This is a genomic window from Franzmannia qiaohouensis, from assembly GCF_031451695.1.
Lineage (GTDB): Bacteria > Pseudomonadota > Gammaproteobacteria > Pseudomonadales > Halomonadaceae > Franzmannia > Franzmannia qiaohouensis.
Genome location: NZ_JARWAM010000002.1, coordinates 114,302 through 140,775 on the forward strand (window position 1 = coordinate 114,302; position 26,474 = coordinate 140,775).

Consider the following 26,474-nt stretch of genomic DNA (forward strand, 5'->3'; position numbering starts at 1 on the left):
GACATGTGTCCGCTGCGAATCGTCGTCGACCAGCCCGCCGACTGGCGCCCCTACTACCCCAGCGACGACCTGATCAGCGCTGCGGACTTTCTTGCCGATGAGCGGCTGTCGCCACAGCACGACGCCGCGACGCATGTCATCAACCTGTGCGCCGGGCTCGACTACCTCGACACCGGCTACTATGTGTCGCTGCTCGCCCAGGCCCGTGGCCAGCGCGTGCTGCCCAGCGTCGAGACCCTCAACCAGCTGTCGCGCAAGGCGCTGATCGACCTGCAGTTGGAGAGCCTCGCCCCGCTGCTCGGCGACCTGTCACGGCGTGGCGCCCTGAGCGGCGATGAACTGACCCTGCGGGTGATGTTCGGCGAGTGCCAGGAGGCAGCGCTGGCCAAGCTGGCCCGCCGACTGTTCGAGCGACTGCCCTGCCCGCTGCTCGAGGCGCGCTTCAGCCATCGCGGTGACGGCTGGCGGCTGAGCCGGCTCAAGCCGCTGCCGCTGACCTCGCTGGCCCCGGACGAGCAGGATCTGTTCGCCAGTGCACTCAACCGCCACTCGCGCAAGGTATGGCGCACGCCCAAGGCGCGGCGCCGCTATCGCTTCGACCTGGCGATCCTGGTCGACCCCCAGGAGGCGCTGCCGCCGAGCAACAAGAGCGCGCTGAAGCAGTTCATCCGCGCCGGTCGCCGGCTGGGTATCGATGTATCGCTGATCACCCGCCGCGATGCCGGTCGCCTGGCCGAGTTCGATGCGCTGTTCATACGCGAGACTACTGCGCTCGACCATCACACCTACCGCATGGCGCGCCGCGCCGAGCATGAGGGACTGGTGGTGATCGACGACCCGCGTTCGATCCTGCGCTGCACCAACAAGGTCTACCTGCATGCGCTGCTGCGCGCCAAGCACATCGCCTGCCCCGACGGCCTGCTGCTGCATCGCGACGACCTCACCGCGCTGCCCGGCAAGGTTGCCGACCTGACCTACCCCATGGTGCTCAAGGTGCCCGATGGCGCCTTCTCCCGCGGCATCGTCAAGATCGAGTCCCACGCACAGCTGGTCGAGGAGGCGCGCCGGCTGTTCGACAGCTCGGCGCTGCTGCTGCTGCAGGAGTGGCTGCCCACCGAGTACGACTGGCGCATCGGCGTGCTCGACGGCCAGGTGCTGTTTGCCAGCCGCTACTACATGGCGCGCGGCCACTGGCAGATCTACCAGCACGCCAACGGCAAGGTGAAGAGCGGCGGCTTCAGTACCCACCCACCCCACGAGGTGCCGCCGGCGGTGCTCAAGTCCGCCCTCAAGGCCACCCGGCTGATCGGCGATGGCCTGTACGGCGTCGACCTCAAGCAGATCGGCGAGCGGGTGGTGGTGATCGAGATCAACGACAACCCCAACGTCGACGCCGGCATCGAGGATGCGGTGATGGGCGCCCGACTCTACGAGCGCATCATGGCGGTGTTTCTGGAACGGATGGAGGCACGCCGCCGCTTGCAGCGCTGAGCCGCTCTACGTCAGGCCACGCGGACCTCGTAGCCGGTGAACTTGCGCAGGTTGATCACGCCCGTATCGAGCAGCAGGTACTGGCCCTTGAGGCCCAGCAGGGTACCGGCGACCTCGGGCTGCTTGTCGAAGTTGTGCGAGACGATCTTTTGCGGATGCTCGAGCACCGGATAGTCGAAGTGCAGCGCTGCGGCATCCAGCGGGCGCAGGCTATCGGCGCCGAAACGCTCGCGCAGGCCGGCCAGGCCGCTGTCGAGGCTGGCCATCAGGCGGTCGCGCTCGGCGATCAGGTCAAGCGGCTCGACCTCGCCCTTGAGCATCGCCCGCCAGTTGGTGCGGTCGGCGACCTGCTCCTTGAACAGCATCTCGACGAACCCCGACTGCTGGCGGGTGTCGACCTCCATGATCGGCAGCGCCTGGATCGCCCCCTGGTCGAGCCAGCGGGTCGGCATCTGGGTGGCGCGGGTAATGCCCACCTTGAGCCCCGAGGAGTTGGCCAGGTAGACCACATGCGGCTGGAAGCAGTGGCGTTCGGCCCACTCCGGCTCGCGGCAGGTGCCGGCATCGAAGTGGCAGGTCTCGGGCTTGACGATACAGGTATCGCACTGCGCCAGCTTCTTGAAGCACGGGTAGCAGTAGCCCTGGGCAAAACTCTTCTTGGTAGCCCGCCCGCAGTGGGTGCAGGCGATGGCACCGGTGTGCCGCAGCGCCAGCGACTGGCCGAGACGCGCATTGAGGTCGAGGCGCGCCTCGCCGGCGCGCAGCGTGTACTGGGCCGGCGCATCGCCACTGCCCGGGACGATCGCCATCTTGGTCAGACAGCCCTGCACGGCGGTGTCGATCAGTTCACCCACTTGATGCTGTCCTCGCCGTCGCTGCTGCAGCTGGTGCGTTCCAGGTAGCCAACGCGCTCCTCGGCGGGCACCTTGTGCTCGGCTTCGTACTTGATCACCGCCTCCAGGCACAGCTCGACCTGCTCGGCACTGAGCACCCGCCCATCGGGCCACTTGCGCAGCGCCACCGCCTGCTTGAGGCTTGCATAGATCGCCGGCGACATCTGCTCCACCATGCGATCGAAGGTCATCTCACTCATTGCTCTCTCCTGTTCGCGTCACGCGGCTCAGCGGCGCCGCGCACGCTCGCTATAGTACCAGCCCAGCACCAGACCCACCGCCAGTCCGCCGACGTGGGCCTCGTTGGCCACATTGCCGAAACCGACCATGCCGGCAAAGCCGGTCATGGTGAAGACCATCCAGCCGAGCATGAACACCACCAGCATCTGCGGCACGAAGAAACCGCTGTGTGGTGCACGCCGCGACATCAGCCAGACGTAGCCGAGCAGCGCATAGTCGACCCCCGACATGCCGCCGAACAGCACCGTGCCGGTAGCGTACTGGGCCAGGTTGGCGCCGATGCCGCTGACCAGCACCAGCATCAGTATCTGCCGTGAGCCCTGCAGCGCCTCGATCTGGCGGCCGAAATACCACAGCCACAGCATGTTGAAGATCAGGTGCATCCAGCCGAAGTGCAGAAACGCCGGCGACAGCAGCCGCCATACCTGCCCCGACGCCAGCGCTTCGCCCAGCGGCATCGCCACCAGGCTGCCGTTGGATACCCCCAGCGGTACGATCGCCAGCATCGCAATGACCATATCGCCGAACAGCGCCATCAGCCCGAACACCGCGAGGCTCAAGGCGACGCAGCCGGCGGTGATCGGCGCCAGGTAAAACGGGGTGACCAGCGAGGCGGTCCCGCCGCCGCTGGCGGCGCGGCGTTTGCCCTCGGGCATGAGCGCCTCGCCGTTGCGCCAGCGCTCGAGCAGTTGCATCAACGCCTCGCGCTGTTCGAGGTCGGCCAGCCACAGGGTGTAGCCGTGCTCGTTCTCGGTGAAGCGGTGGCCGATGCGATGCGCCCACAGCGCCTCGCGCAGCGGGCGGGTGTCGGTATCGCGGGGCAGTTCAAGCACCTTGTACATGGCGTCTTCCTTTCTCGACGGCGCCTATCGGCCAATCTCTGGCGCACATGATACCCGACGCACAGAAAAAATCCGGCGGAGGGGGCCGCCGGATCTAAAGCAAGGGATCATTCAAGGGAACACTTACTCTGATAGGCCCAGCGGCCATGAGTTCAGCCGCCGGCATAAAAAATTGTGTAACGATTTGTTTCATCCTAGTCGAAGTCGATTTCCCAAGGCTGCGGCCGTGCCTGCTCTTCACGGGGCACGCTGACCCACACGAAATGATTGGCATCCAGGCGCTGCTCGCCGCTCCAGCGATAGGCCACCAGTCGGCCGTATTTCACCGCGCTGTAGTCGAGGCAGGCGATGTTGGGTGCCGGCAGCGCCGGGATGCCCTCGCACCAGTAGTGACCGATGAACAGCGGCGGCTGCTCCGGGCCGTAGTAGCTGAGGCGCTGGCGCTCGGCGTCGCTCAGCGGGCGCAGTTCGAGATCGTCAGGCAGGTTGTCGGGCTGGAAGACCACGTCACCATAGAACTGCGGATCGCGCGCCCAGAAATGGGTGCGAAAGGTCTTGCGGGTAAAGCCGTCGCCGGAGTGAATCTCGGTGCCTTCGGGAAGCGGCAGGTGGCTGCCGCGGGTCAGCCTGTCGAGGGCACGAAAGGCCAGGGTGTCGGGATCCACCGAGGCCTCGAGCATGGCCCGGTCGAGGCGCGCGTCGGGACATTCGCGGCGCAGCGCGTCAATCAGCGCCTGATCCCAGCAGGCGTGCACCACGCGCAGCTCGCCGAGGTCGAGGAACAGCGGAATCTGCATGAACCAGGCCAGCACGTCGTCCCACTCGCCGGGGTGGTCGCGGTACTGCTCGAGGGTATTCATGATGATGCGATTGTGGCGTGGCGTATGCGGGCGCAGCCAACCGTGGTCGCCGAGGCGATGACAGTAGGCCAGGGCGTTGTACTCGTGATTGCCCATGACGATCTGCGCCTCGCCCTCCTCCACCATGCGCCGCGCGATATTGACCGCGAGGCGAATCCGCGGCCCGCGATCGATCAGGTCGCCGAGGAAGATGACCTTGCGCCGTGGATGGCGATAGACGCCACCACGCTGGTGGTAGCCGAGCTTCTCGAGCAGCGCGGCCAGGGTCGCCCCGCAGCCGTGCACGTCGCCGATCAGATCATAGCCTTCGATAGTGGACGCCAGGGTCACCTCAATCTCCCAACCGGCTGCTCCAGCCGAGCTTGCTGCGACATACTTCGTAGTAGTTGTAGCCGTGGGGATGCAGCAGCGTCAGGCGCTGCGGCTTGCGCCGCACGTGGAGAATGTCGTCCGGCTTGGAGACCACCTTGGTCTGGCCGTCGCAGCTGACGTGGGGATAGGCCTCGTTGGTCTCACCGATATGGATGCGGATCTCGGACGCCGCGTCGACCACGATCGGCCGGCTCGACAGGGTATGCGGGAACATCGGCACCAGGGTAATGGCGTCGAGCTTGGGATGCATGATCGGCCCGCCGCCGGACAGCGCATAGGCGGTGGAGCCGGTTGGGGTGGCGATAATCAGGCCGTCGCTGCGCTGGCTATAGACGAAGTGGCCGTCGATGAACAGCTCGAACTCGATCATCCGTACCGCCTTGCCGGGGTGCATGACCACGTCGTTGAGGGCATCGGCGGCGCCCACCAGCACCTCGCCACGATACACCTCGGCGTCGAGCAGGAAGCGCTCTTCGACCTCGTAGTGGCCAGCCAGCACTTCGCCGACGCGCTCCTCCAGCTCGTTGGGCGAAATATCGGTCAAGAACCCTAGCCGTCCACGATTGACGCCGAGCACCGGGGTACCGCTGCGGCACATCGCCCGGCCTGCGCCGAGCAGGCTGCCATCGCCACCCACCACGATCGCCAGGTCGCAGATCTCGCCGAGGGTCTCGCGGCTCGCCTCGCGGTGGCCGTGGTCGAGCAGCACCGTGGCAGTTCGATCCTCGATCACCAGCGCATAGCCGTGGCCGTCGAGAAAGCGGATCAGCCGCTTGAGGGTGTCCACCACCTTGGCGCTGCCCAGCCGGCCAATCAGGCCGATGGTCTTGAAAGTCGTCATGTTATCGCCCTTGTGCCGAGGCCGATCATTATGCGGCGTGCCCTCGGCCCGGGCAAACGCCCCCGTTGCTGCGAGTATGCTTCAGGCCTGGCGATAGGCGTGCAGCGCCTTGCGGCGCTTGACCCACCACTCGTTGATCAGCAACGCAGCGAGGATGATGCCGCCGCCCAGCGCCAGCCGAAGCAGGTCGGCATCGCGGTTCCAGATCACCAGATTGACCAGCAGACCAGCGGGGATCAGGGCGTTGTTCATGATCGCCAGCGCCCCGGCATCGACCAGCGTCGCGCCCTTGTTCCACAGGAAGTACCCCACTCCCGAGGCCGCCAGGCCCAGCCACAGCAGCACGCCCCACTGCAGCCCCGTGGTGGGCAGCATGCTGCGGTTGCCGAGCAGCAGATAGGCCACCGCCGCCAGGCACAGCGCACCCAGGTAGAACCAGCCGAACACGCCCAGCTGCGGCAACTCCGCGGGCAGTCGCGCGGCCAGATGGCGGTAGGCGACCTGGCCGAAGGCGAAGCACAGGTTGGCGCCCTGCACGACCAGGAAACCCTGCCAGAAGCCGCTGTCGATGCCGTCATAGCGAATCACCGCCGCGCCGAGCACGGCAAGCAGCGCGGTGAGCAGGTAGAATGGCGAGAAGCGGCGCGCCATGGCATCGTCGAGCAGGGTCACGTAGAGCGGCGTGAAGATGGTGAACAGCAGCACCTCGGGCACCGACAGCAGCAGGAAGGACTGGTAGAAGAACACGTACATCAGCCCCAGCTGTATCGCCCCGATGCCCATCAGCGCCAGCTTGTGGCGATGTGCCAGCAGCCGCGGCTTGAGAAACGGCACGAACAGCAGCGCCGCCAGGGCGATCCGGGTCAATACCGCGAAATAGCTGTCGACCTGGCCCGACAGGTAGACGCCGATCAGTGAGAACGAGAAGGCCCACAGCGCCGTGATGCCGATCAGATAACTCATTAGTGAACCCTTGAGAATTGGAAAGTTGACGGACATTATACGCGTCACTCAGCGACTGGCCAGCATCGCACGGGTCAGCTTCACTTCCTGTTCCGGCGAGCGCTCGCAGTGCGCCTGGAGCGGCAGCGGCCAGGGTAGCGTGAGGATCGCCCGCGACCCCGACGGCCTACGCTTCCACGAACAGGGCCGCTTCAGGCTCGACCGCGGCGACGCCGAGGTAGCCTTTCGCAACGTCTATCGCTGGGCGCTGCACGACGAGCATATCGGTCTCTATCACGAGCGCCGCGGCAAGGCGCATGCGGTATGGCTGTTCGATCTGGTGACCAGCGCCGAGGAGGGCGTCCTGGTCGCCCGCGATGCCCACCTGTGCGGCGACGATCGGTACAGCGCGCGGCTGACCCTGCGCGACGATGGCGTCGACCTCGACTGGCGGATCAGTGGCCCACGCAAGGACGAACGGCTCTACTACCGCTACCGCCAGGCATAAAAAAGCCCCGCCGGCGCTGAGCCGTGCGGGGCAATGGAGGCTAGTTGCCGATCAACGGGTACCGGCGGCCATCCACTCTTCCATCATCTGGTCGTAGGGGATCGTGGTGCCCTGCGGCATCTCGTCGTCGAGCTTGGGCTTGGGTGCACCATCCTGCTCGAACCAGTACTCCGCATCCTGCTCGTCATTGAGCACCGGCGCATAGGTCTCGAAGACGTTGGCCCGTGCCAGGCGCGCCATGATGTCGTCCATCGCCCCTGCCAGGTTGTCGAGACCTTCCTGGGGTGTGACTTCACCGCTCATCACCGGCGCCAGGTTCTGCCACCACAGCGGGGCCATGCGCGGATAGTCGGGCACGTTGGTGCCAGTCGGCGTCCAGTTGGACTCGTTGGGGCTGCGATAGAACTCCACCAGGCCGCCCAGCTTGGGCGCCAGCTCGGTCATCTGATCGGAGAAGATGTCCGACTCGCGGATCGGCGTCAGGCCGTGCATCAGCTTCTCAAGCGACACCGACTTGGAGACGGTGAACTGGCCGAACAGCCAGGCCGCCGTGCGGCGGTCCTCCGGGGTGGAGTCGAAGAAGGTCCAGGAGCCCACGTCCTGATAGCCGACCTTCATGCCCTCTTCCCAGTACGGCCCCACCGGAGACGGTGCCATGCGCCACTTGGGATTGCCCTCGTCGTCGGTGACCGGCACGCTGGGGTCGGTCATGTCGGCGGTGAAGGCGGTATACCAGAAGATCTGCTGGGCGATCTGGCCCTGGGCTGGCACCGGGCCGGCTTCACCGAAGGTCATGCCCTGGGCCTCTTCCGGGGCGTAGGCGTTGAGCCAGTCCACGGCTTTCTGCATGGCGAACACCGAGGCCGGCGCATTGGTGCCGCCGCCGCGGGTCACGCTGGCGCCCACCGGACGGCTCTCTTCGTCGACGCGAATGCCCCAGTCATCCACCGGGTTACCAAACGGCACCCCGGGACTGCCCATGCCGGCCATGGAGAGCCAGGAGTCGTGGAAACGCCAGCCCAGCGACGGGTCACGGCGACCGTAGTCCATGTGACCGTAGACGCGCTGGCCGTCAATTTCACCAACGTGCTCGGTGAAGAACTCGGCGATCTCCTCGTAGGCGGTCCAGTTGGTGGGCACGCCCAGGTCGTAGCCGTAGATGTCGCGGAACTGCTCCTGCAGGTCTTCGCGCTCGAACCAGTCATAGCGGAACCAGTAGAGGTTGGCGAACTGCTGGGCCGGCAGCTGGTAGATACTGCCGTCCGGACCGGTGGTGTACTGGATGCCAATGAAGTCGTCGAGATCCAGCGTTGGCGAGGTAAAGTCCGCCCACTCGTTCTCCATGGCCTCGGAAAGGTTGATGGTGGTGCCGTAACGGATATGCGTGCCGATGGCGTCGGAGTCGTTGATGAAGCCGTCGTAGATGCTGTTGCCCGACTGCATCTGGTTCTGCATGGTATCGACCAGATCACCCTCGTTGATGATGTTGTGGGTGACCTCGATACCGGTCAGCTCTGTGAAGGCCTCGGCCAGCACATCACGCTCGTACTCGTGCGTCGCAAGCCCCTCGGCGACGGTGCTGATCGACATGCCGCGGAACGGCTCCGCCGCCTCGGCAAACCACAGCAGCTCCTCGATCTGCTCCTCGCGGGACAGCGTCGAATTCTGGAAGTGTTCATCCACCAGCCTTTCGGCGATGGCCCTGGCATCGTGGTTGTCAGCGTGGAGCGCCGCCGAGGCGAGCATCAGGCTGCTGGCGAGCACCGTCAGTTTCATCCTGGTATGTTTCATGATGACCTCGTTATTGCTTATTGTTGTCTTCCTTGACGCGAAATCCATCCGTGTACTTCGTCTCACCCCCAGCGCATCAGTATCAGTAGCCAAACCACTGACACGGCCAGGGCGAACCAGATCGTGATGTCGGTAAAGCCCACCACGATCAGATGAATGTAGGCCGCGCTGAGCAGCCCGATGAACAAGCGATCACCGCGGGTGGTGGCAATCGGCAGAAAGCCCTTGCGCTCCACCGTGGGTGAGATCACCTCCCAGGCGGTCATGCCGGCGAGAATCGCGGCAATCGTCGAGAAGAACACCGCCGTGGGTAGGGTCCAGACCATCCAAGCCATCTGCGTATCCCCTCAGGTACGGCCCAGGGCAAAGCCCTTGGCGATATGATTGCGAACGAAATAGACCACCACGATACCGGGCAGAATGGTCAGCACCCCTGCCGCAGCCAGCGTGCCCCAGTCGATCCCCGAAGCGGTCGAGGTGCGGGTCATGATCATGCCTATCGGCTGGGCATTGGTGGCTGTCAGCGTCCTGGCCAACAGCAGCTCCACCCACGAGAACATGAACAGGAAGAACAGCGTCACGCCGATCCCCGAGCGGATCATCGGAATGAAGATCTTGACGAAGAAGCGCGGGAAGCTGTAGCCGTCGATATAGGCGGTCTCATCCACTTCCTTGGGCACGCTGCTCATGAACCCCTCGAGAATCCAGATCGCCAGCGGGATGTTGAACAGGCAGTGCGCCAGGGCCACGGCAATATGGGTATCGAAGAGTCCCACCGAGTAGTAGAGCTGGAAGTAGGGCAGCAGAAACACCGCCGGCGGCGCCATCAGGTTGGTCAACAGCCAGAAGAACAGGTGCTTGTCGCCGATGAAGCGAAAGCGACTGAAGGCGTAGGCCGCCGGCAAGGCCACCGAGATACTGATCAGCATGTTCATCAGCACGTAGCCGATGGAGTTGACGTAGCCCATGTACCAGGAGGAATCGGTGAAGATGCCCGTATAGTTGGCCGTGGTAAAGTTCTGCGGCCACAGCGAGAAGGAGCCAAGAATCTCGCTGTTGGTCTGGAAGGACATGTTCAGCAGCCAGTAGATCGGCAGCAGGATGAATATCAGGTAGAGCCCCAGCAGGGTCCGCGGGCGCAGCCGTGAGCGACCGCGCTTGCTCGCCTCGGCACGCTGGAATGTTTCACTTTCCGTCCCTTGCGAGGCGCTCGCCTGCTCGACGTGGGTGTCGATTCGCTGGTTCATATCAGACGCCTCCCCGTTCGGCCTTGTCTTTCTGCATGTTCATGATCGCGGTATAGAACACCCAGCAGACCAGCAGGATGATCAGGAAATAGATCAGCGAGAATGCCGCCGATGGCCCCAGGTCCTGCTGGCCGATGGCCATGGTGGTCAGCGACTGGCTGAGGAAGGTGGTACTGCTCCCCGGCCCGCCGCCGGTCAACACGAAGGGCTCGGCGTAGATCATGAAGGAGTGCATGAAGCGCAACAGCACGCCGATGACCAGCACGTTGGTCAGCTTGGGCAACTGGATATAGCGGAACACCGCCCACTTGGAGGCCCGATCGATGCGCGCCGCCTGATAGTAGGCCTCGGGGATCGAGCGCAGGCCGCTGTAGCAGAGCAGCGCAATCAGCGGCGTCCAGTGCCAGACGTCCATCAGGATGATCGTCGCCCAGGCATCCACCGGATCGCGGGTAATGTTGTAGCCGTAGCCCAGGCCGCGCAGCCCGGCCCCCATCAGGCCGATATCACCGCGGGTGAAGATCTGCCAGATGCTGCCGACCACGTTCCATGGAATCAGCAGCGGCAGGGTGATGAGGATCAGCACCGCCGAAGCCTGCCAGCCGCGCTTGGGCATCAACAGTGCAATCCCGATGCCCAGCGGCACCTGGATCGCCAGCACGGTGAACGAGAAGGCGAACTGACGCAGCAGCGCCGCCTGAAGGCCGGCGTTATTCAGAGTACGCTCGAACCACTCGACCCCCGTAAAGAAGCGGGTGTTGGCGTCGAACACGTCCTGCACCGAGTAGTTGACCACCGTCATCAGCGGAATGATCGCCGAGAACGCCACCAGCACCAGCATCGGCAGCACCAGCAGCCAGGCTCTATTGTTATATACCTTATTAACCATGCTCCATCTCCACTCGGTATTCGTCGGCGTAGAGCCCCAGCCAGCGCTCGGGGAAACGCAGATAGGCGACCTCGTGCGGCACCGGCTGATCTTCGTTCAAGCGCACCTTGAACAGCTCGTCTCCCAGGTAGCAGGACATGATGCGGTAGGTGCCCAGGTCCTGGACGTCCTTGACGCTGACCGCGAGCGCCTGGTCATCGGGCGCATCGGCCACCTCGATGAATTCGGGGCGAATCCCCAGCTTGAGGTTGTCGGTGCCACAGTCCCGCGCGCGGTCGACAAGATGCTGGCTCACCGGGATCGCGAGGTCGCCGTACATTAGCGAACCCGAGGTGGCGCTAACGGGAATGAAGTTCATGCCGGGGCTACCAATGAAGTAGCCGACGAAGGTGTGCGCGGGCGCTTCGAACAGCTCGGTAGGCGTACCGAACTGCACCACCTGCCCTTCGTACATCACCGCGATCTTGTCTGCGAAGGTCGAGGCCTCGAGCTGATCGTGGGTGACGTAGATCATGGTGATATTGAACTGCTCGTGGATCTCCTTGAGCTTGCGGCGCAGTTTCCACTTGAGCTGTGGATCGATCACCGTCAGCGGCTCATCGAACAGGATCGCCGAGACGTCGTCGCGCACCAGGCCGCGTCCCATGGAGACCTTCTGCTTCTCATCGGCGGTAAGGTTCTTGGCCTTGCGGGTGAGCTGCGCCGACAGGTCGAGGATATCGGCGATCTCCCTGACCCGCGGCTCGACCTTGCTTTCCGGGGTACCGATATTGCGTAGCGGAAACGCCAGGTTGTCGAATACAGTCATGGTGTCGTAGACCACCGGGAACTGGAACACCTGGGCGATGTTGCGCTCCTCTGGAGGGAGGTCGTTGACGATCTGCTTGTCAAAGACCACCTCACCCTCGGACGGCGTGAGCAGTCCAGAGATGATGTTGAGCAGCGTCGACTTGCCACAGCCAGACGGCCCCAGCAGCGCATAGGCGCCTCCCTGGTGCCAGGTATGGCTCATCTCGCGGATGGCATAGTCCTCGGGGCCGCTCGGGCTCGCCGAGTAGCTGTGGGCCAGCGACTTGAGAATGATCTCGGCCATGTCAGTGCCCTCCCCGGTGGCTTGGCACATGCACGATGGCGCCATGCTGGTCGAAGGCGTACATCTTGTGAGTAGGCAGGTAAATCTTGATGCGCTGGTCGGTGTCGAAGCGATGCACACCGCCCAGGTGCAGTACCAGAGAGAAGATATCGTTGCGCACGTGCAGGAAGGTTTCCGACCCGCTGATCTCAGCCAGCTCGACGCTCACCTCGACTTCCAGGTCGCTCGGGTGGTGGCGCGACAGGCTGATATGCGAGGCGCGCACGCCGAAGTGGTAGCTACCCGGGTCCAGCCGCGAGAACACCTCATCGGCGGAGAAATAGAGCGTCTCGTCGAAGGACACCTCACTACCGGAGACCAGCCCGGGCACCACGTTGATGGGCGGCTCGGAAAACATCTCGGCGGTGAGAATATCGCGCGGACGGTGGTAGACGTCCTCGGTACGCCCATACTGCAGCAGCCGCCCCTCATGCAGTACCGCGGTGTGGCCACCGAGCGCCAGCGCTTCGTTGGGTTCGGTGGTGGCATAGACGGCGATACAGTTCTTGGCCTTGAACAGTTCGCGCAGCTCGTCGCGAAACTCTTCACGCAGCTTGTAATCGAGGTTGACCAGCGGCTCGTCGAACAGGATCAGGTCGGCATCCTTGACCAGGGCCCGCCCCATCGCCGTGCGCTGCTGCTGCCCCCCGGAGAGCTCGAGCGGATAGCGGTCGAGGAGATGCTCGATGTGCAGCATCTCGGCGGTCTCGTGCACCCGGCGGCGGATCTCCTGCTTGTCGACCCGCGCCAGCTGCAGCGGCGAGGCGATATTGTCGAAGACATTGAGGGTGGGGTAGTTGATGAACTGCTGGTAGACCATCGATACATTGCGCTTACGCACCGGCACCCCGGTGACATCGCGACCATGCATCTTTACCTTGCCCCGGGTTGGCGCTTCGAGCCCCGCCATCAAGCGCATCAACGTAGTCTTGCCGGCCAAGGTGCGTCCCAGCAGTACGTTGAACGAACCGGGCGCCAGCTCCAGGCTGACGCCCTCGATGTGGGTGCTGGCGCCGACTACATGATCGATATTTTCTAATATCAAAGACATGCCGAACTCATCATGTTTGTTGTATGGGTGACGACGTCACTCGTGTTCTCGAACCCTAGTGCACTTTCGTTCGAACATACAATCATGAAATTCCGAACACCCTGCGAAGCGCCGCCCCTGCGCCGATCTTTACTCACAACCCTCTGTTATTATTGATTATTTTATCGCATTATACTTTTGACTAAGCCGCTATCGCTTGTGGCGATCGCTTCCATAGTGCCTTGCGGCGGCCTCAAAACCCATTTAACGCCTTGATAAGTATTATTTTTTTCCGAAACCACAAGCTCTGAAGAATACCTGTCAATCTCGCCAGAAATGCAAATTTTTACTTCAATATCAATGTTTTGACACCCTAACATGGATGATTCACGACCGCGCTTGATGTTCGTAAGAATTTATTCTATGTTCGTTTTCAAACACACAACTCCTGATCTGTCACCATGTGGCAACCCAGCGACGACACAGGTGGAATAGCGCCATGCCCTCACCTTCAGCGACACCGTGTATGGACCTCTTCGTGATTGGCGGGGGGATCAATGGCACCGGCATTGCCAACGATGCCGCAGGACGCGGCCTCTCGGTCGGCCTGTGCGAACAGGCCGACCTGGCCAGCGCCACCTCATCGGCAAGCAGTAAGTTGATACATGGTGGGCTGCGCTATCTGGAACACCGCGAGTTTCGTCTGGTCCGAGAGGCGCTCAAGGAGCGTGAAGTGCTGTTGCGAAAAGCGCCTCACATCGTCTGGCCGCTACGCTTCATCCTCCCTCACCAACCGCACCTGCGGCCGGCCTGGATGATCCGCGCTGGGCTATTCCTGTATGACCACCTCGGCAAGCGCGACAGCCTGCCCGGCTCGCGGCGGGTACGCTTCGATGCCGAGAGCCCGCTGCACCCCGACATCGTGCAGGGCTTCGAATATTCCGACTGCTGGGTCGATGATGCGCGCCTGGTGGTGCTCAACGCACTCCAGGCGCAGCACAACGGCGCCGAGATCATGGTGCGCACGCGCTGTATCGATGCGCGGGAGGAGCAGGGGCGCTGGGTCATCAGCCTGGAGAACACCCTGACCGGCGAGCGCCTGACACGCCACGCCAAGGTGCTGGTCAACGCCGCGGGGCCCTGGGTCGAGAGCTTCATTCGCCACAGCGCTCATCGCCAGTCACGCTACGGCATTCGCATGATCCAGGGCAGCCATCTGGTGGTACCGCGCCTCAACCATGATGACCGCGCCTATATCCTGCAGAACAAGGATGGTCGCATCGTCTTCGTGCTGCCCTACCACCAGGACTTCAGCCTGATCGGCACCACCGACCGGCGCTATGAGGGCGATCCATCGCGGGTATCGGTCAGCGACGAGGAGACCGACTATATCCTCGAGGTGGTCAACGCCCACTTCAAGCAGCAGTTGAGCCGCGACGATGTGCTGAGCAGCTTCTCTGGGGTAAGGCCGCTATGCGACGACGAGTCCACCGACCCTTCGGCGATGACCCGCGACTACACCCTCGATCTGGACAGTCACGGCGCGCCGATGTTGTCGATCTTCGGCGGCAAGATCACCACCTACCGCAAGCTATCCGAGGCGGCACTGCGTGAGGTCGAAGAGCTATTGCCGCAGATGGGCAGCAGCTGGACGGCCGATGCACTGCTGCCGGGTGGCGATATACGCTCGCAGAGCGAGTTCAGCGCACGTTTGATGCGTGACTACCCGTTCCTCGGCGAGGCCAGGGCAAGGCGCTTTGCCTCGAGCTACGGCAGCCTGTGCCTGGGCTTCCTGGCCGAGTGCACTCGCGAGGAGGATCTTGGCGAGCACTTTGGCGCCGGCCTCAGCCAGCGCGAGGTGGATTACTTGATAGGCCATGAATGGGCGCACTGCGTGGACGACATTCTATGGCGGCGCACCAAGCTCGGCTTGTTGATCGGCGCCGAGCAGCGACACAGCCTCGAGGCCTATCTTGCCTCCCGACTGATGGTGAACTCGGCCTGAGGCACTCTCAGTCGTCTTGCGGAGCGGGCCTGGGCTGCAATAGCGGCGAGCGCTGACGCTCCTCCGCCTCTTCTTTTTTCACGAAGTGAAGATGCGCCTGGGGATTGATCTTCTGCCCCAACTCATCGGCGCCGTCCGCCAGCGTATCGTGATAGCGCTCCCAATCCTCCCAGTCGTGCGGTGTACCGCTTTTCGGGCGATGCTGGCCAGCCTCGCGCGCCCTTGACCAGGCCAGTTCCTCCAGGGTGTTGGGCTTGTCGTCGTCCTTGTCGAGTATCACGCCCTTCTTGGCCAGGTACTGACGTGCATCCATGGTACTTCCCCTGCAACTATATAGGTGGGGGCAGCCCCATGATGGGCCTGCCGCTAGTTCTTCGAGTCGCAAGCCCCGGCCCGGGTTCCTCCCGAAAGCGTTGGTAAGGCGTGTTAATACCCGCCACCCTGCACCCTGGCGGACTCGGCTATGCTGTTAGCGCGAGACACGCTTGCCCTTGAGGCAGCTCGTACCGGCACAAGGAGGATCGCTCATGCCCAACAAGGCCCCTACTACCGTTCGCGAGATCATGTCACGTGACTGCTATCGGGTCAGCGCCACCACCTCGGTGAACACCCTGGTCGAAGGCTTGGCCCTGCACCGCTTGCCCGGGGTGCCGGTGGTCGATCAGCGCGATCATCTGATCGGCTTCATTTCCGAGCAGGACGTGCTCGGCAAGGTACTCGAGAGTGCCTACCTCAACGACGAGCCGCCGCTGGTCAACGAGCTGATGCGCCACGAGGTGCTCTCGGTGACGCCCAACAAGAGCATCACGGACCTCGCCCAGGAGATGCTCGGCACCAAGCCCAAGGTGTTTCCGGTGGTCGAGCAGGAGCGGCTGGTAGGCATCGTCACTCGCCGCGACGTGCTGATGGCCATCCTGCGCATGCGCAGAAAGCACTGACACGCCATCGCTGACGCCAGACGCCGCCACCAGGCGGTGTCTGCACTGGCTTGGGTCGTATCACACGCAAAGAAAAGCCGCCACGCGCGAACGTGGCGGCAAGATCGAAAGTAAGCATAAGCACGAGGTTCGCGACTGCTATCAACGAATTGTGCTCATACTACTGCGACCACCGCCCAGCGAAATGATTCACCCCGAAGAGAATTTTTTTGCAACCCGCCCCACGCCTTGCATGGCTAAGCACTTGGATTTACTATCCAAAGCGCCCTGCGGGTGTAGCTCAATGGTAGAGCAGAAGCTTCCCAAGCTTAAGACGAGGGTTCGATTCCCTTCACCCGCTCCAGGCAATTCCTTCCCCAAGCTCCCCATATCCCCCTGCGGTTCAGCGCCTGCTTCACAGTGTGAAGGCCCTCTGGCCAAGGTCTCTGACGTCACATCACACGGCTGTAATCGTCATCCAGCTACGTTTATTGCTTATGCTGGTTGATGGTCGCCGTTACCCGCGAAGTGGCAGCCATAAAATCGCACTATCGGACTGGTGTAAAAAAACAAATCCTACCTATCGAGGGGTTTGTTATACCTTGATATGCAGCGGCATCGAGAGCGTATGCCGGCGCCCCAGGCTACGACTTTGGTAGATGCGATAGTGACATGGGGCCAGGATTCAGGCGTACGCTGTGTGTACTCGGTGTCGAAAACTGACATCGCCAGCACGGGCATTTGCCCTGCTTTAGCACCGAATAGTGCCATCAACGCAGTACCATCAAAAACGATGTGGAGAGTGATATGGGCGGAAACGACAGCAACACCGCGGGCAAGTGCCCGGTCATGCACGGTGGCAACACCAGTGCCACTACCGGCACCACCAATACGGATTGGTGGCCGGAAGCCCTGAATCTGGACATCCTCCATCAACACGACAGCAAGTCCGACCCGATGGGTGAGGATTTCGATTACCGGGAAGAGGTCAAGAAGCTCGACCATGAGGCACTCGAGGCCGACATGCGCGCGCTGATGACCGACAGCCAGGATTGGTGGCCAGCCGACTGGGGGCACTATGGCGGCCTGATGATCCGCATGGCGTGGCACGCAGCGGGCACCTATCGTCTCGCCGATGGCCGTGGCGGCGGTGGCACCGGCAACCAGCGCTTCGCACCGCTGAACTCCTGGCCCGATAACGGCAACCTGGACAAGGCGCGTCGCTTGCTGTGGCCGATCAAGAAGAAGTATGGCAACAAGATCAGCTGGGCCGACCTTTTCATCCTGGCCGGCAACGTTGCCTATGAAACCATGGGCCTGAAGACCTTCGGTTTCTCCTATGGTCGTGCGGACATCTGGCACCCCGAGAAGGATATCTACTGGGGCGCCGAGAAGGAGTGGCTGGAGCCGTCCGATAGCCGCTACGAGGACGTCGAAAATCCCAGCACCATGGAGAACCCGCTGGCCGCGGTACAGATGGGTCTGATCTACGTGAATCCGGAAGGCGTCAACGGCCAGTCCGACCCTCTGAAAACTGCCGAGCAGGTGCGCGAGACCTTCGCCCGCATGGCGATGAACGACGAAGAGACCGCCGCCCTGACCGCCGGTGGCCACACCGTCGGCAAGACCCACGGCAACGGCGATGCCGAGGCGCTCGGGCCGGAGCCCGAAGCAGCCGACGTCGAGTCGCAGGGTTTTGGTTGGATGAACCCCAACCTGCAGGGCAAGGCCGCCAATGCGGTGACGTCCGGCCTGGAAGGTGCCTGGACCACCAATCCCACCCAATTCGACATGGGATACTTCGAGCTGCTGTTTGGCTACGAGTGGGAGCTGAAAAAGAGCCCCGCCGGTGCCAGCCAGTGGGAGCCCGTCGACATCAAGGAAGAGCACAAGCCGGTCGATGCCAGCGACCCGTCCGTGCGCCGCAATCCGATGATGACCGATGCCGACATGGCAATGAAGATGGACCCGAAATACCGGGCGATCTGCGAGAAGTTCATGGCAGACCCCGAGTACTTCAAGGACTGCTTCGCGCGCGCCTGGTTCAAGCTGACCCACCGCGATATGGGCCCCAAGTCACGCTACATCGGCCCGGAAGTGCCGGACGAAGATCTGATCTGGCAGGACCCGGTACCCCAGGGTGAGACCAACTACATCGAAGAGGTGGTCAAGGAGAAGATCGCCGCGAGTGGTTTGAGCCTCAACGAGCTTGTCTGCACCGCCTGGGACAGCGCACGCACCTACCGCAGCTCCGACATGCGCGGCGGTGCCAACGGCGCGCGTATCCGCCTGGCCCCGCAGAAGGACTGGGAAGGCAACGAGCCGGATCGTCTGGCCAAGGTGCTGAAGGTCTATGAGCAGATCTCAGCCGAGACCGGTGCCAGCATCGCCGACGTGATCGTACTGGGCGGCAACCTGGGCGTCGAACAGGCGGCAAAAGCCGCCGGCTACGAGGTTCGCGTACCGTTCCACAAGGGCCGCGGTGACGCCACCGACGAGATGACCGACGCCGAGTCCTTCGAGCCGCTGGAGCCGCTGGCCGATGGCTTCCGTAACTGGCAGAAGAAGGAGTACGTGGTCAAGCCGGAAGAGATGTTGCTGGACCGTGCCCAGCTGATGGGGCTGACCGCGCCTGAAATGACCGTCCTGCTGGGTGGCATGCGGGTGCTCGGCACCAACTACGGCGGCACTCAGCACGGTGTCTTCACACACCGCGTTGGCCAGCTGACCAACGACTTCTTCGTCAACCTGACCGACATGGGCAACCGCTGGGAGCCCAAGGGCAAGAACGCCTACGACATCGTGGATCGCAAGAGCGGCAGCACCAAGTTCACCGCGACCCGCGTCGATCTGGTGTTCGGCTCCAACTCCATCCTGCGCGCCTATGCCGAGCTGTACGCCCAGGACGACAACGACGAGAAGTTCGTCAAGGACTTCGTCGCCGCCTGGACCAAGGTGATGAACGCCGATCGCTTCGATCTGGCCTGATAGTCACGGCAAGTCCCTCGAACGCCCCCACATGGGGGCGTTCGTGTTTCTGCACGCTATTTCCCCGTCACACGCTGCCCTACAGCAGCGTGCCACGAGCATGTAAGATGTTGGGCAGGCAACACTAAGGAGCCGCCCATGGCCCTCTATCTGCTCGTCCTCGGCGTTTGCATCCTGATCTTCGGCAGCATGATCGGCATCCTGCTGATGTCGCGCACGCCGCGCTATCGCACCGAGCCCGAGCACCTGCTGGAGATATTCGACAAGACCCTCGACGGCAAGGCCAGCGAGACGGAGTGGAACGTCGTGGTCGGCTATCCGGTGCGCCATGACGACTATCTCGAGAGTGTCCGCCGCCGTGCCCAGCGATTGATGGACGAGCATGGACGGCCATGGCAGGCCGCCCGGGGCCAACCGCTGCTGTCCAAGGATGGCTGCGAGGAACTTGCCGCACTGCGTGAGCACCTGGCCTCACACACCGCGCTACGCGACAAGCAGCACTTCGACGCCTGATTGCCTGAAAATCCCCTTCGCGCGGGGTACAATGGGCGACGTGTGACGCGCAGTCCCCCACCCGGAGGTGACGCCATGCCCAGTGCCATCCGCTTGATGCCGCTAGACAACACCATCAGGCACCACGCCCACGACTACCACCAGATGGTGATTGGTCTATCGGGCCATGCCGAATTCGAGATCGAGGGCATGGGCGGCTCGATTGCCGCGCTTTCTGGCTGCATCGTCCCAGCCAACCATGTTCACTATTACGAAGGCGTCGGCCACAACCAGCAGCTGATTCTCGACCTGCCGCTGGATGCACCGTCGCTGAGTGGACCACATCGCGAACTGATGCGACTGTTCGACGTGCCGCGTTTCTTTGCCCTCGACGAGCCGCTGCGCCAATACCTGGCCTTTCTCACCCAGGAGCTCTCCCAGCCCTATCAGCGCCAGCAGCCTCAGGGCAGCCCCCAGGGCGACCTGCTGGCCGCCACCCTGCTGGGTTGTCTGCATGCCCGCCTACACCCTGAACTGCCGGGCCAGAAGCAGCCCCAGCGCATCGACATTCAACTCATCGACCGCTTCATCCAGCACCACCTCAGCGAGCGTCTCAGCGTTGCCGACATGGCCGCCGAAGCCTGCCTCAGCGAGGCGCACTTCAGTGCCTGCTTTCGCGAGCAGACCGGGCTGACCCCCTACCAGTATCTGCTTCGCCAGCGCCTGGGAGCGGCTCGCCAGCTGCTCACCTCGACCCGACTGCCTCTCTCGCATATCGCCGAGCGTACCGGCTTCGCCAATCAGAGCGCACTCTCCCATGCCTTCCGCCGCGCCTTCGGCCACCCCCCCAGCCAGCTGCGCCAGCGCGGCGCCGCCGAAGTCATCCACCGCGACACCCATACGACCAAGGTCTAAGCTCTTACACGCCTGTCGTCAGCTTCCCCGTTTTTGACAAATCCTGCCGGGAAATTGGCAAGACGCTGACCGCTGGCCCGCCCTACATTGACGACATACCGTTCACGTCGGGGTACACCCCTGGTCGAGACAGGCGGCCACGCCCGCCGGTACTCGTCGGTGCCAGGCCCTGCCCGACCACTAACCGCAGGGAGTTCGTCATGCTCAACGCCAACAATATGCTGGATGCCACGACCTGGCAGCAGGATCTCGAGGCGCTGTTCACGCGCATCAGTGACCACTATATCGTCGACGAAAATGCCTTCGTCGACGAGCTGGTCAAGCGCCTCAGCGCCGACAAGGACGACTTCCGCCGCATCGCCGAGAAGACCGCCGAGCTGGTCCGCGAAGTGCGCGAGATGGATACCGCCGTGGACTCCATCGACGAGCTGCTCCAGCAGTACAGCCTCGACACCCACGAAGGGCTGATGCTGATGTGCCTGGCCGAGGCGATGCTGCGCATTCCCGACAAGGCCACCGCCGATGCACTGATCGAAGACAAGCTGGGTCCCGCCGACTGGAAGTCACACCTCGGCCAGAGCGAGTCGTGGTTCGTCAATGCCTCGACCTGGGGCCTGCTGATGACCGGCCGGGTAATCAATCTCGACCATCCCCGCGACGGCCAGCCGGCCAACTTCATCAACAAGCTGGTCAATCGCATGGGCGAACCGGTGATCCGCAGCGCCATGTACCAGGCGATGAAGATCATGGGCAAGCAGTTCGTCCTGGGGCGTGATATCGACGAGGCACTCAAGCGCTCCAAGCCGCTGTTCGACAAGGGCTACACCTACTCTTACGATATGCTCGGCGAGGCCGCGCGCACGCGTCGCGATGCCGCCAAGTACTTCGACGATTACGCCCGCGCCATCAAGCAGGTCGGTAAAACCAGCAAGGCGCTGCCGAGCAAGACGCCGGCGCCATCAATCTCGATCAAGCTCTCGGCGCTGCATCCGCGCTACGAGTTCGGACGTCGCCAGCAGGTGCTCGAGGAGCTGGTCGGTAGCGTCCGCGAGCTCGCCGCCATGGCTCGCGAGCGCGACGTGGCGATCACCATCGACGCCGAGGAGGTCGACCGCCTGGAGCTGTCGCTGGAGGTGTTCCGCGCCGTGTTCGAGAGCGACACCTGCCGCGGCTGGGGGCACTTTGGGCTGGTGGTCCAAGCCTACTCCAAGCGCGCCCTGCCGACCCTGCACTACCTCAACCGTCTGGCCGACCGCCAGGGCGACGAGATCCCCATTCGCCTGGTCAAGGGCGCCTACTGGGATAGCGAGATCAAGGAGTCCCAGCAGCTCGGCGTCGATGGCTATCCGGTCTTCACCCGCAAGGCGTCCACCGACGTCGCCTACCTGGTATGCGCGCAGTTCCTGCTCTCCGACCATACCCGAGGGCGCATCTTCCCGCAGTTTGCCACCCACAATGCCCACACCATCAGCGCCATCCTCGAGCAGGCCAACGACGTCAATCGTGCCTTCGAATTCCAGCGCCTGCACGGCATGGGCGAGGCGCTCTACGACGCCGCCCTGAGCCGCGCCCCCAAGGGCACCTACTGCCGCATCTATGCCCCGGTGGGCGCCCACAAGGACCTGCTGCCCTACCTGGTGCGTCGGCTACTGGAGAACGGCGCCAACTCATCGTTCGTCCACCAGCTGGTCGACCCCAAGGTGCCGGTGGCGTCGCTGTGCGTGCACCCGGTGGAGACCCTCGAGCAGTACTCGAGCTACGCCAACCCCAGGATCGTGCTGCCACGGGATATCTTCGGCACCGGTCGCAAGAATTCGCAGGGAGTGAACTTGAACATCCGCAGTCAGTATCAGCCGCTCATGGACCAGATGGCCGGCTTCATGGACAAACGGCATGACGTCAAACCGCTGCTGGCGGTCGAGGTCGCCGACGACCCGGCCAACACCCATGCCGTCTACTCGCCCTACGACCGCCGCCAGACGGTCGGCAGCGTACAGTGGACCAGCGCCGAGCAGGCCCGCCAGGCCGTCGACGCCGCCTGGGCCGCCTTCCCGCGCTGGGACGCCACCCCGGTGGCCGAGCGCGCCGCGATCATTCGCCGCCTCGGCGATCTGATGGAAACTCATATGGCCGAGCTGATGACGCTGTGCTCGCGGGAGGGCGGCAAGCTGCTCACCGACGGCGTCGACGAGATCAAGGAGGCAGTGGATTTCTGTCGCTACTATGCGATGCGTGCCGAGCAGCTGTTTGCCGAGCCCACCGCCCTGCCCGGCCCCACCGGCGAGTCCAATCACCTGCAACTGGGCGGCAAGGGCGTGTTCGCCGCCATCAGCCCGTGGAACTTCCCGGTAGCAATCTTCTGCGGCCAGGTAGTGGCCGCCGCAGTGGCCGGCAACACCGTGCTGGCCAAGCCCGCCGAGCAGACCTCGATCGTCGCCCACCGCGTCATCGAGCTGCTGCACGAGGCCGGCATGCCCCGCGACGTGGTGCAGCTGCTACCCGGCGACGGCCCCACCGTGGGCAGCGTGCTGTCCAGCGATCCGCGCATCACCGGCGTGGTGTTCACCGGCGGCACCGACACCGCCCAGATCATCAACCGCGCCCTGGCAGCCCGCGAGGGCGCCCCGCTGCCCACCCTGATCGCCGAGACCGGCGGCATGAACGCCATGATCGTCGACTCTACCGCACTGCCCGAGCAGGTGGTCGCCGACGTGATCCAGTCGGCCTTCCAGAGCGCCGGCCAGCGCTGCAGCGCACTGCGCGTGCTTTACCTGCAGGACGACGTGGCCGACCGCGTGCTGGAGATCCTCGATGGCGCCATGGCCGAGCTACGCGTCGGCGACCCCCGCGACCTGGGCACCGACGTCGGCCCGGTGATCGACGAGGACGCGCGCCACGGGCTGAATGCGCATATCGAGCGTCTCAAGGGCGAGAAGCGCCTGCTCGCCGAGACGCCGCTGGAGCCCGCGCGCACCGCCGAAGGCACCTTCGTGGCCCCCATGGCATTCCAGATCGACGGCATCGAGGCGCTGGAGCGCGAGCAGTTCGGACCGATCCTGCACGTGGTGCGCTACAAGGCCAGCGAGCTGGACCGCGTTATCGCGTCGATCAACGGTCGCGGCTATGGCCTGACCTTCGGCGTACATAGCCGCAACGAATCCTTCGCCAACGCCATCGCGGAGAAAATTCGGGTTGGCAATGTGTACATCAACCGCAATATCATCGGCGCAGTGGTCGGCGTACAGCCGTTTGGCGGACAAGGCCTCTCCGGCACCGGCCCCAAGGCGGGTGGGCCTAACTACCTGCTGCGTTTCGCCACCGAGAAGACCGTCACGGTGAACACCGCCGCCCTGGGCGGCAATGCGTCACTGCTGGCACTCGGCGACGAGTAGTGCATCACAGCGTCCCCGGGTCACTCGGCCCGGGGACGCACATGCGTATATATCACCCCACAACATCAACAGGATACGCTCATGACTCCCGGTATCTTCTTTGGCCTGATCGGCCTCCCCGGCCTGCTGATTGCGGCCTCGATCGCCTGCTACGTAATCCAGGGCAAGCGCGACCAGCAGCGCAAGGCGTGACCCCCCTACCTCCAGCCAAATAACAACGCATGTAATGCAAGGATACTGACATGACGGCGGAACCCGTTACCCTAATCGTATTTGGCGCCTATCTGGTGTTCCTGGTCATCATCGGCCTGGCCAGCTCCAAGAAAAGCGCCGGCGGCCTCGAGGACTTCTTCCTCGCCGGACGCAATCTCAACAAGTGGACCGTGGCCTTGAGTGCTGTCAGCTCAGGGCGCAGCGGCTGGCTGATTCTCGGCGTCACCGGCATGGCCTTCATGTCCGGTTTCCAGGCCATCTGGGCGATCGCTGGCTATATCACAGCCGAAATCGTGATGTTCTTCTTCGTCGCCCGGCGCTTTCGCGAATACAGCCAAGCCACCGGCAGCCTGACCATCCCCGACCTGCTCGAGTCACGCTTCCCCGGCGGCAGCAAGGCGCTGCGCGTGGTCAGTTCCCTGATCGTGGTGTTCTTCATGATCGCCTACGTCGGCAGCCAGGTGGTGGCCGGTGGCACCGCCTTCTCCAGCACCATGGGGCTGTCGCAGAGCGGCGGCATGTGGCTGACGGCCGTCATACTGCTGTTCTACGTGATGATTGGCGGCTTCCACGCGGTCAGCAAGACCGATGTGCTGCAAGCCGGCTTCATGTTCGCCTCGCTGGTTATCCTGCCGATCATCGCGATCATCAATCTTGGTGGCTTCGGGCCGATCCTCGAGGCGATGCAGGCCCAGGGCGCCGGCTTCGTCGATCCCTTCGCCTTCTCCGCCGGGGCAATTCTCGGCCTGCTCGGCATCGGCTTCGGTAGCCCCGGCAACCCGCATATCCTGGTGCGCTACATGTCGCTGAAGAACGTCAGCGAGATGCGCCAGGCGGCACTGATCTCGTCACTCTGGAACGTGATCATGGGCTGGGGCGCGGTGATGATCGGCATCATCGGCCGCGTCTATTTTCCGGAAATCGACATGCTGCCCGACGGCAATCATGAGGCGGTGTTCACCAGCCTCGGCCAGGAGCTGCTCAGTCCGCTGCTGATGGGCGTTCTGCTGGTGGCGATCCTGGCGGCCATCATGTCCTCCGCCGACAGTCAGCTGCTGGTTGGCGCCAGCGCCTTGATTCGCGATATCTACGACAAGCTGCTGCATCGCGGTGAAGAGATCTCGCAGGCGCGCCTGGTGGCCTACAGCCGTCTGGCCACGGCCACGATCATGCTGCTCGCCGTATTGCTGGCATTCTCCGCCGAAACCTTCGTGTTCTGGCTGGTGCTGTTCGCCTGGGGCGGTCTTGGCGCCTGCTTTGGCCCGGTACTGCTGCTGACCCTGTACTGGAAGAAGCTGACCCGCCAGGGCAGCCTGTGGGGCATGCTCGCCGGCCTCATTGCGGTACTGATGGGCTCCCAGCAGCCGGCCTGGACCTACGCCTTCCTGCCGGATATCAACAATCTTTTCGCCACCATTCTGTTCGGTATCACCAATGCCGCGGTGCCCGGCTTCCTGATCTCGGCGCTTGTCGCGGTGGTGGTCAGTCAGCTGACCTACCGTGAAACAAGTGCTCAGGCCAGCACCGAGCGCTGAACCGCCAACGACGCCGCCGCGAGCGGCGTCGAGCAGCGAAATGACCCCGTATCAGGAGCGAGAGAGTTATGCACAAGACGATTGCTTTCATCGGCGCCGGCAACATGGCCAGCGCGATCTTCGGCGGCATGATCGACGGCGGCTACCCGGCCGATGCGATCATCGCCACTTCTCCCGATGACACCATGCTGGCGCCGCTGCGCGAGCGCTACGGCATCCGCACCCAGACCGACAACGCCACCGCGGTAAGCGACGCCGACGTGGTGGTGCTGGCGGTCAAGCCGCAGATCATGCGCCAGGTCTGCGAGCCGCTGCGTGACGCGGTCCAGGATCGCAAGCCGCTGATCGTGTCGGTCGCCGCCGGCCTCGAGGCCGCCACCCTGGAGGGCTGGCTGGGCGGCGAGCTGGCCGTGATCCGCTGCATGCCCAACACCCCGTCGCTGGTGGGTGCCGGCGCCTCGGGACTGTATGCCAACCCGCGGGTCAACGCCGAGCAGCGCGACCTGGCCGCCGAGCTGCTGAGCGCCGTTGGCCTGGTCGAGTGGGTCGACGACGAGCCCCTGCTGAATGCGGTCACCGCGGTATCGGGCAGCGGCCCGGCCTACTTCTTCCTGTTCTTCGAGGCCATGGAAGAGGCCGGCGTCAACCTCGGCCTGCCCCGCGAGACAGCCCGCCGCCTGGCGCTGCAGACCGGCTTTGGCGCGGCCAGCATGGCGCTCAAGAGCGAGCATGACCCCGCCCAGTTGAAACGCAACGTTATGTCGCCCCAGGGCGCCACGGAACGCGCCATCCAGCACTTCGAGGACGCCGAGCTGCGCCAGATCGTCGAGGGTGCCATGCAGGCCTGCGCCGCACGCGCCCAGGAGATGGCCAAGGATTTCGGTAAGTAAGCATTCACGGCGCGCCTCTGCGCGCCATTTCGCCCCAAGAGGACAACCC

At 63.6% G+C, this 26,474-nt stretch carries 23 protein-coding genes and 1 tRNA gene; 11 read left to right on the forward strand and 13 right to left on the reverse strand.

The genetic code is table 11. From position 1 onward, the window contains the following. The first annotated feature begins 3 nt into the window (after positions 1-3). Positions 4-1,491, forward strand: coding sequence for a RimK family protein (locus QC821_RS02730; protein WP_309716641.1), 1,488 nt, complete (start codon positions 4-6; stop codon positions 1,489-1,491). An 11-nt stretch (positions 1,492-1,502) separates the two neighbouring features. On the opposite strand, the gene QC821_RS02735 is transcribed toward QC821_RS02730, so the two are convergent. From QC821_RS02735 to QC821_RS02760, 6 genes are all read right to left on the reverse strand, one after another. Further along, on the reverse strand, positions 1,503-2,300 hold the full coding sequence (locus tag QC821_RS02735; protein ID WP_309717394.1) for a DUF2797 domain-containing protein: 798 nt from the start codon (positions 2,298-2,300) through the stop codon (positions 1,503-1,505). A 32-nt stretch (positions 2,301-2,332) separates the two neighbouring features. Continuing rightward, positions 2,333-2,584 carry a YeaC family protein gene (locus QC821_RS02740; protein WP_095620925.1) on the reverse strand — a complete coding sequence of 84 codons (252 nt, stop codon included), beginning with the start codon at positions 2,582-2,584 and terminating at the stop codon, positions 2,333-2,335. 27 nt (positions 2,585-2,611) lie between these two features. Beyond that, positions 2,612-3,466: a rhomboid family intramembrane serine protease gene (locus QC821_RS02745; RefSeq protein ID WP_309716646.1), complete on the reverse strand. Its 855-nt coding sequence runs from the start codon at positions 3,464-3,466 to the stop codon at positions 2,612-2,614. 194 nt (positions 3,467-3,660) lie between these two features. Next, entirely contained in the window at positions 3,661-4,638 is a 978-nt protein-coding gene (locus QC821_RS02750) for a metallophosphoesterase (protein WP_309717396.1), read from the reverse strand. A 19-nt stretch (positions 4,639-4,657) separates the two neighbouring features. Beyond that, entirely contained in the window at positions 4,658-5,539 is an 882-nt protein-coding gene (locus QC821_RS02755; protein ID WP_309716648.1) for an NAD(+) kinase, read from the reverse strand. Between the two features lie 81 nt (positions 5,540-5,620). Then, positions 5,621-6,502, reverse strand: coding sequence for a carboxylate/amino acid/amine transporter (locus tag QC821_RS02760; protein ID WP_309716649.1), 882 nt, complete (start codon positions 6,500-6,502; stop codon positions 5,621-5,623). 25 nt (positions 6,503-6,527) lie between these two features. On the opposite strand from QC821_RS02760, the gene QC821_RS02765 reads away from it, so the two are divergent. Beyond that, the gene (locus QC821_RS02765; protein ID WP_309716652.1) at positions 6,528-6,989 is read left to right on the forward strand and encodes a DUF6314 family protein; all 462 of its coding nucleotides are present in this window, start codon (positions 6,528-6,530) and stop codon (positions 6,987-6,989) included. 51 nt (positions 6,990-7,040) lie between these two features. Here the strand turns inward: QC821_RS02765 and QC821_RS02770 are convergent, their stop codons facing one another. From QC821_RS02770 to QC821_RS02795, 6 genes are all read right to left on the reverse strand, one after another. Beyond that, positions 7,041-8,780, reverse strand: a complete 1,740-nt coding sequence (locus QC821_RS02770) for an ABC transporter substrate-binding protein (RefSeq protein WP_309716655.1) — start codon at positions 8,778-8,780, stop codon at positions 7,041-7,043. A 62-nt stretch (positions 8,781-8,842) separates the two neighbouring features. Next, on the reverse strand, positions 8,843-9,115 hold the full coding sequence (locus QC821_RS02775; RefSeq protein WP_076747192.1) for a DUF2160 domain-containing protein: 273 nt from the start codon (positions 9,113-9,115) through the stop codon (positions 8,843-8,845). Between the two features lie 12 nt (positions 9,116-9,127). Further along, positions 9,128-10,027, reverse strand: coding sequence for a carbohydrate ABC transporter permease (locus tag QC821_RS02780; RefSeq protein ID WP_309716658.1), 900 nt, complete (start codon positions 10,025-10,027; stop codon positions 9,128-9,130). A 1-nt stretch (position 10,028) separates the two neighbouring features. Then, the gene (locus tag QC821_RS02785) at positions 10,029-10,916 is read right to left on the reverse strand and encodes a carbohydrate ABC transporter permease (RefSeq protein WP_309716660.1); all 888 of its coding nucleotides are present in this window, start codon (positions 10,914-10,916) and stop codon (positions 10,029-10,031) included. Continuing rightward, positions 10,909-12,009 carry an ABC transporter ATP-binding protein gene (locus QC821_RS02790; protein WP_309716663.1) on the reverse strand — a complete coding sequence of 367 codons (1,101 nt, stop codon included), beginning with the start codon at positions 12,007-12,009 and terminating at the stop codon, positions 10,909-10,911. The genes QC821_RS02785 and QC821_RS02790 overlap by 8 nt, the downstream gene beginning before the upstream one ends. Before the next feature lies 1 nt (position 12,010). Beyond that, positions 12,011-13,099, reverse strand: coding sequence for an ABC transporter ATP-binding protein (locus QC821_RS02795; protein WP_309716666.1), 1,089 nt, complete (start codon positions 13,097-13,099; stop codon positions 12,011-12,013). Positions 13,100-13,604: 505 nt separating this feature from the next. Here QC821_RS02795 and glpD point away from each other — a divergent pair. Then, positions 13,605-15,083: a glycerol-3-phosphate dehydrogenase gene (gene glpD / locus QC821_RS02800; protein WP_309716669.1), complete on the forward strand. Its 1,479-nt coding sequence runs from the start codon at positions 13,605-13,607 to the stop codon at positions 15,081-15,083. 7 nt (positions 15,084-15,090) lie between these two features. Here glpD and QC821_RS02805 read toward each other — a convergent pair whose 3' ends face one another. After that, positions 15,091-15,396 (reverse strand): hypothetical protein, encoded by a 306-nt coding sequence (locus tag QC821_RS02805; RefSeq protein WP_309716671.1) that lies wholly within the window; start codon positions 15,394-15,396, stop codon positions 15,091-15,093. Positions 15,397-15,610: 214 nt separating this feature from the next. On the opposite strand from QC821_RS02805, the gene QC821_RS02810 reads away from it, so the two are divergent. From QC821_RS02810 to proC, 8 genes are all read left to right on the forward strand, one after another. Beyond that, complete coding sequence (locus QC821_RS02810) at positions 15,611-16,021, forward strand: CBS domain-containing protein (protein ID WP_309716674.1); 411 nt, start codon at positions 15,611-15,613, stop codon at positions 16,019-16,021. A gap of 269 nt (positions 16,022-16,290) precedes the next feature. Further along, positions 16,291-16,364, forward strand: a tRNA-Gly gene (locus QC821_RS02815). Positions 16,365-16,807: 443 nt separating this feature from the next. Beyond that, entirely contained in the window at positions 16,808-18,988 is a 2,181-nt protein-coding gene (gene katG / locus QC821_RS02820; RefSeq protein ID WP_309716677.1) for a catalase/peroxidase HPI, read from the forward strand. Positions 18,989-19,126: 138 nt separating this feature from the next. Then, entirely contained in the window at positions 19,127-19,501 is a 375-nt protein-coding gene (locus QC821_RS02825) for a hypothetical protein (RefSeq protein ID WP_309716679.1), read from the forward strand. A gap of 75 nt (positions 19,502-19,576) precedes the next feature. Further along, positions 19,577-20,395: an AraC family transcriptional regulator gene (locus tag QC821_RS02830; RefSeq protein WP_309716682.1), complete on the forward strand. Its 819-nt coding sequence runs from the start codon at positions 19,577-19,579 to the stop codon at positions 20,393-20,395. A 200-nt stretch (positions 20,396-20,595) separates the two neighbouring features. Next, the gene (gene putA, locus QC821_RS02835; protein WP_309716684.1) at positions 20,596-23,787 is read left to right on the forward strand and encodes a bifunctional proline dehydrogenase/L-glutamate gamma-semialdehyde dehydrogenase PutA; all 3,192 of its coding nucleotides are present in this window, start codon (positions 20,596-20,598) and stop codon (positions 23,785-23,787) included. Between the two features lie 242 nt (positions 23,788-24,029). Beyond that, positions 24,030-25,535: a sodium/proline symporter gene (locus tag QC821_RS02840; protein WP_309716687.1), complete on the forward strand. Its 1,506-nt coding sequence runs from the start codon at positions 24,030-24,032 to the stop codon at positions 25,533-25,535. 68 nt (positions 25,536-25,603) lie between these two features. Then, positions 25,604-26,425, forward strand: coding sequence for a pyrroline-5-carboxylate reductase (proC, locus tag QC821_RS02845; RefSeq protein WP_309716690.1), 822 nt, complete (start codon positions 25,604-25,606; stop codon positions 26,423-26,425). The last annotated feature ends 49 nt before the right edge of the window (positions 26,426-26,474 follow it).

Excerpts from the sequence above, each read along its gene's own strand:
- QC821_RS02730 (WP_309716641.1), top strand. The coding sequence starts at position 4 with ATGTGTCCGCTGCGAATCGTCGTCGACCAGCCCGCCGACTGGCGCCCC.
- QC821_RS02735 (WP_309717394.1), bottom strand. The coding sequence starts at position 2,300 with ATGGCGATCGTCCCGGGCAGTGGCGATGCGCCGGCCCAGTACACGCTG.
- QC821_RS02740 (WP_095620925.1), bottom strand. The coding sequence starts at position 2,584 with ATGAGTGAGATGACCTTCGATCGCATGGTGGAGCAGATGTCGCCGGCG.
- QC821_RS02745 (WP_309716646.1), bottom strand. The coding sequence starts at position 3,466 with ATGTACAAGGTGCTTGAACTGCCCCGCGATACCGACACCCGCCCGCTG.
- QC821_RS02755 (WP_309716648.1), bottom strand. The coding sequence starts at position 5,539 with ATGACGACTTTCAAGACCATCGGCCTGATTGGCCGGCTGGGCAGCGCC.
- QC821_RS02760 (WP_309716649.1), bottom strand. The coding sequence starts at position 6,502 with ATGAGTTATCTGATCGGCATCACGGCGCTGTGGGCCTTCTCGTTCTCA.
- QC821_RS02770 (WP_309716655.1), bottom strand. The coding sequence starts at position 8,780 with ATGAAACATACCAGGATGAAACTGACGGTGCTCGCCAGCAGCCTGATG.
- QC821_RS02775 (WP_076747192.1), bottom strand. The coding sequence starts at position 9,115 with ATGGCTTGGATGGTCTGGACCCTACCCACGGCGGTGTTCTTCTCGACG.
- QC821_RS02780 (WP_309716658.1), bottom strand. The coding sequence starts at position 10,027 with ATGAACCAGCGAATCGACACCCACGTCGAGCAGGCGAGCGCCTCGCAA.
- QC821_RS02785 (WP_309716660.1), bottom strand. The coding sequence starts at position 10,916 with ATGGTTAATAAGGTATATAACAATAGAGCCTGGCTGCTGGTGCTGCCG.
- QC821_RS02790 (WP_309716663.1), bottom strand. The coding sequence starts at position 12,009 with ATGGCCGAGATCATTCTCAAGTCGCTGGCCCACAGCTACTCGGCGAGC.
- QC821_RS02795 (WP_309716666.1), bottom strand. The coding sequence starts at position 13,099 with ATGTCTTTGATATTAGAAAATATCGATCATGTAGTCGGCGCCAGCACC.
- glpD (WP_309716669.1), top strand. The coding sequence starts at position 13,605 with ATGGACCTCTTCGTGATTGGCGGGGGGATCAATGGCACCGGCATTGCC.
- QC821_RS02805 (WP_309716671.1), bottom strand. The coding sequence starts at position 15,396 with ATGGATGCACGTCAGTACCTGGCCAAGAAGGGCGTGATACTCGACAAG.
- QC821_RS02810 (WP_309716674.1), top strand. The coding sequence starts at position 15,611 with ATGCCCAACAAGGCCCCTACTACCGTTCGCGAGATCATGTCACGTGAC.
- katG (WP_309716677.1), top strand. The coding sequence starts at position 16,808 with ATGGGCGGAAACGACAGCAACACCGCGGGCAAGTGCCCGGTCATGCAC.
- QC821_RS02825 (WP_309716679.1), top strand. The coding sequence starts at position 19,127 with ATGGCCCTCTATCTGCTCGTCCTCGGCGTTTGCATCCTGATCTTCGGC.
- QC821_RS02830 (WP_309716682.1), top strand. The coding sequence starts at position 19,577 with ATGCCCAGTGCCATCCGCTTGATGCCGCTAGACAACACCATCAGGCAC.
- putA (WP_309716684.1), top strand. The coding sequence starts at position 20,596 with ATGCTCAACGCCAACAATATGCTGGATGCCACGACCTGGCAGCAGGAT.
- QC821_RS02840 (WP_309716687.1), top strand. The coding sequence starts at position 24,030 with ATGACGGCGGAACCCGTTACCCTAATCGTATTTGGCGCCTATCTGGTG.
- proC (WP_309716690.1), top strand. The coding sequence starts at position 25,604 with ATGCACAAGACGATTGCTTTCATCGGCGCCGGCAACATGGCCAGCGCG.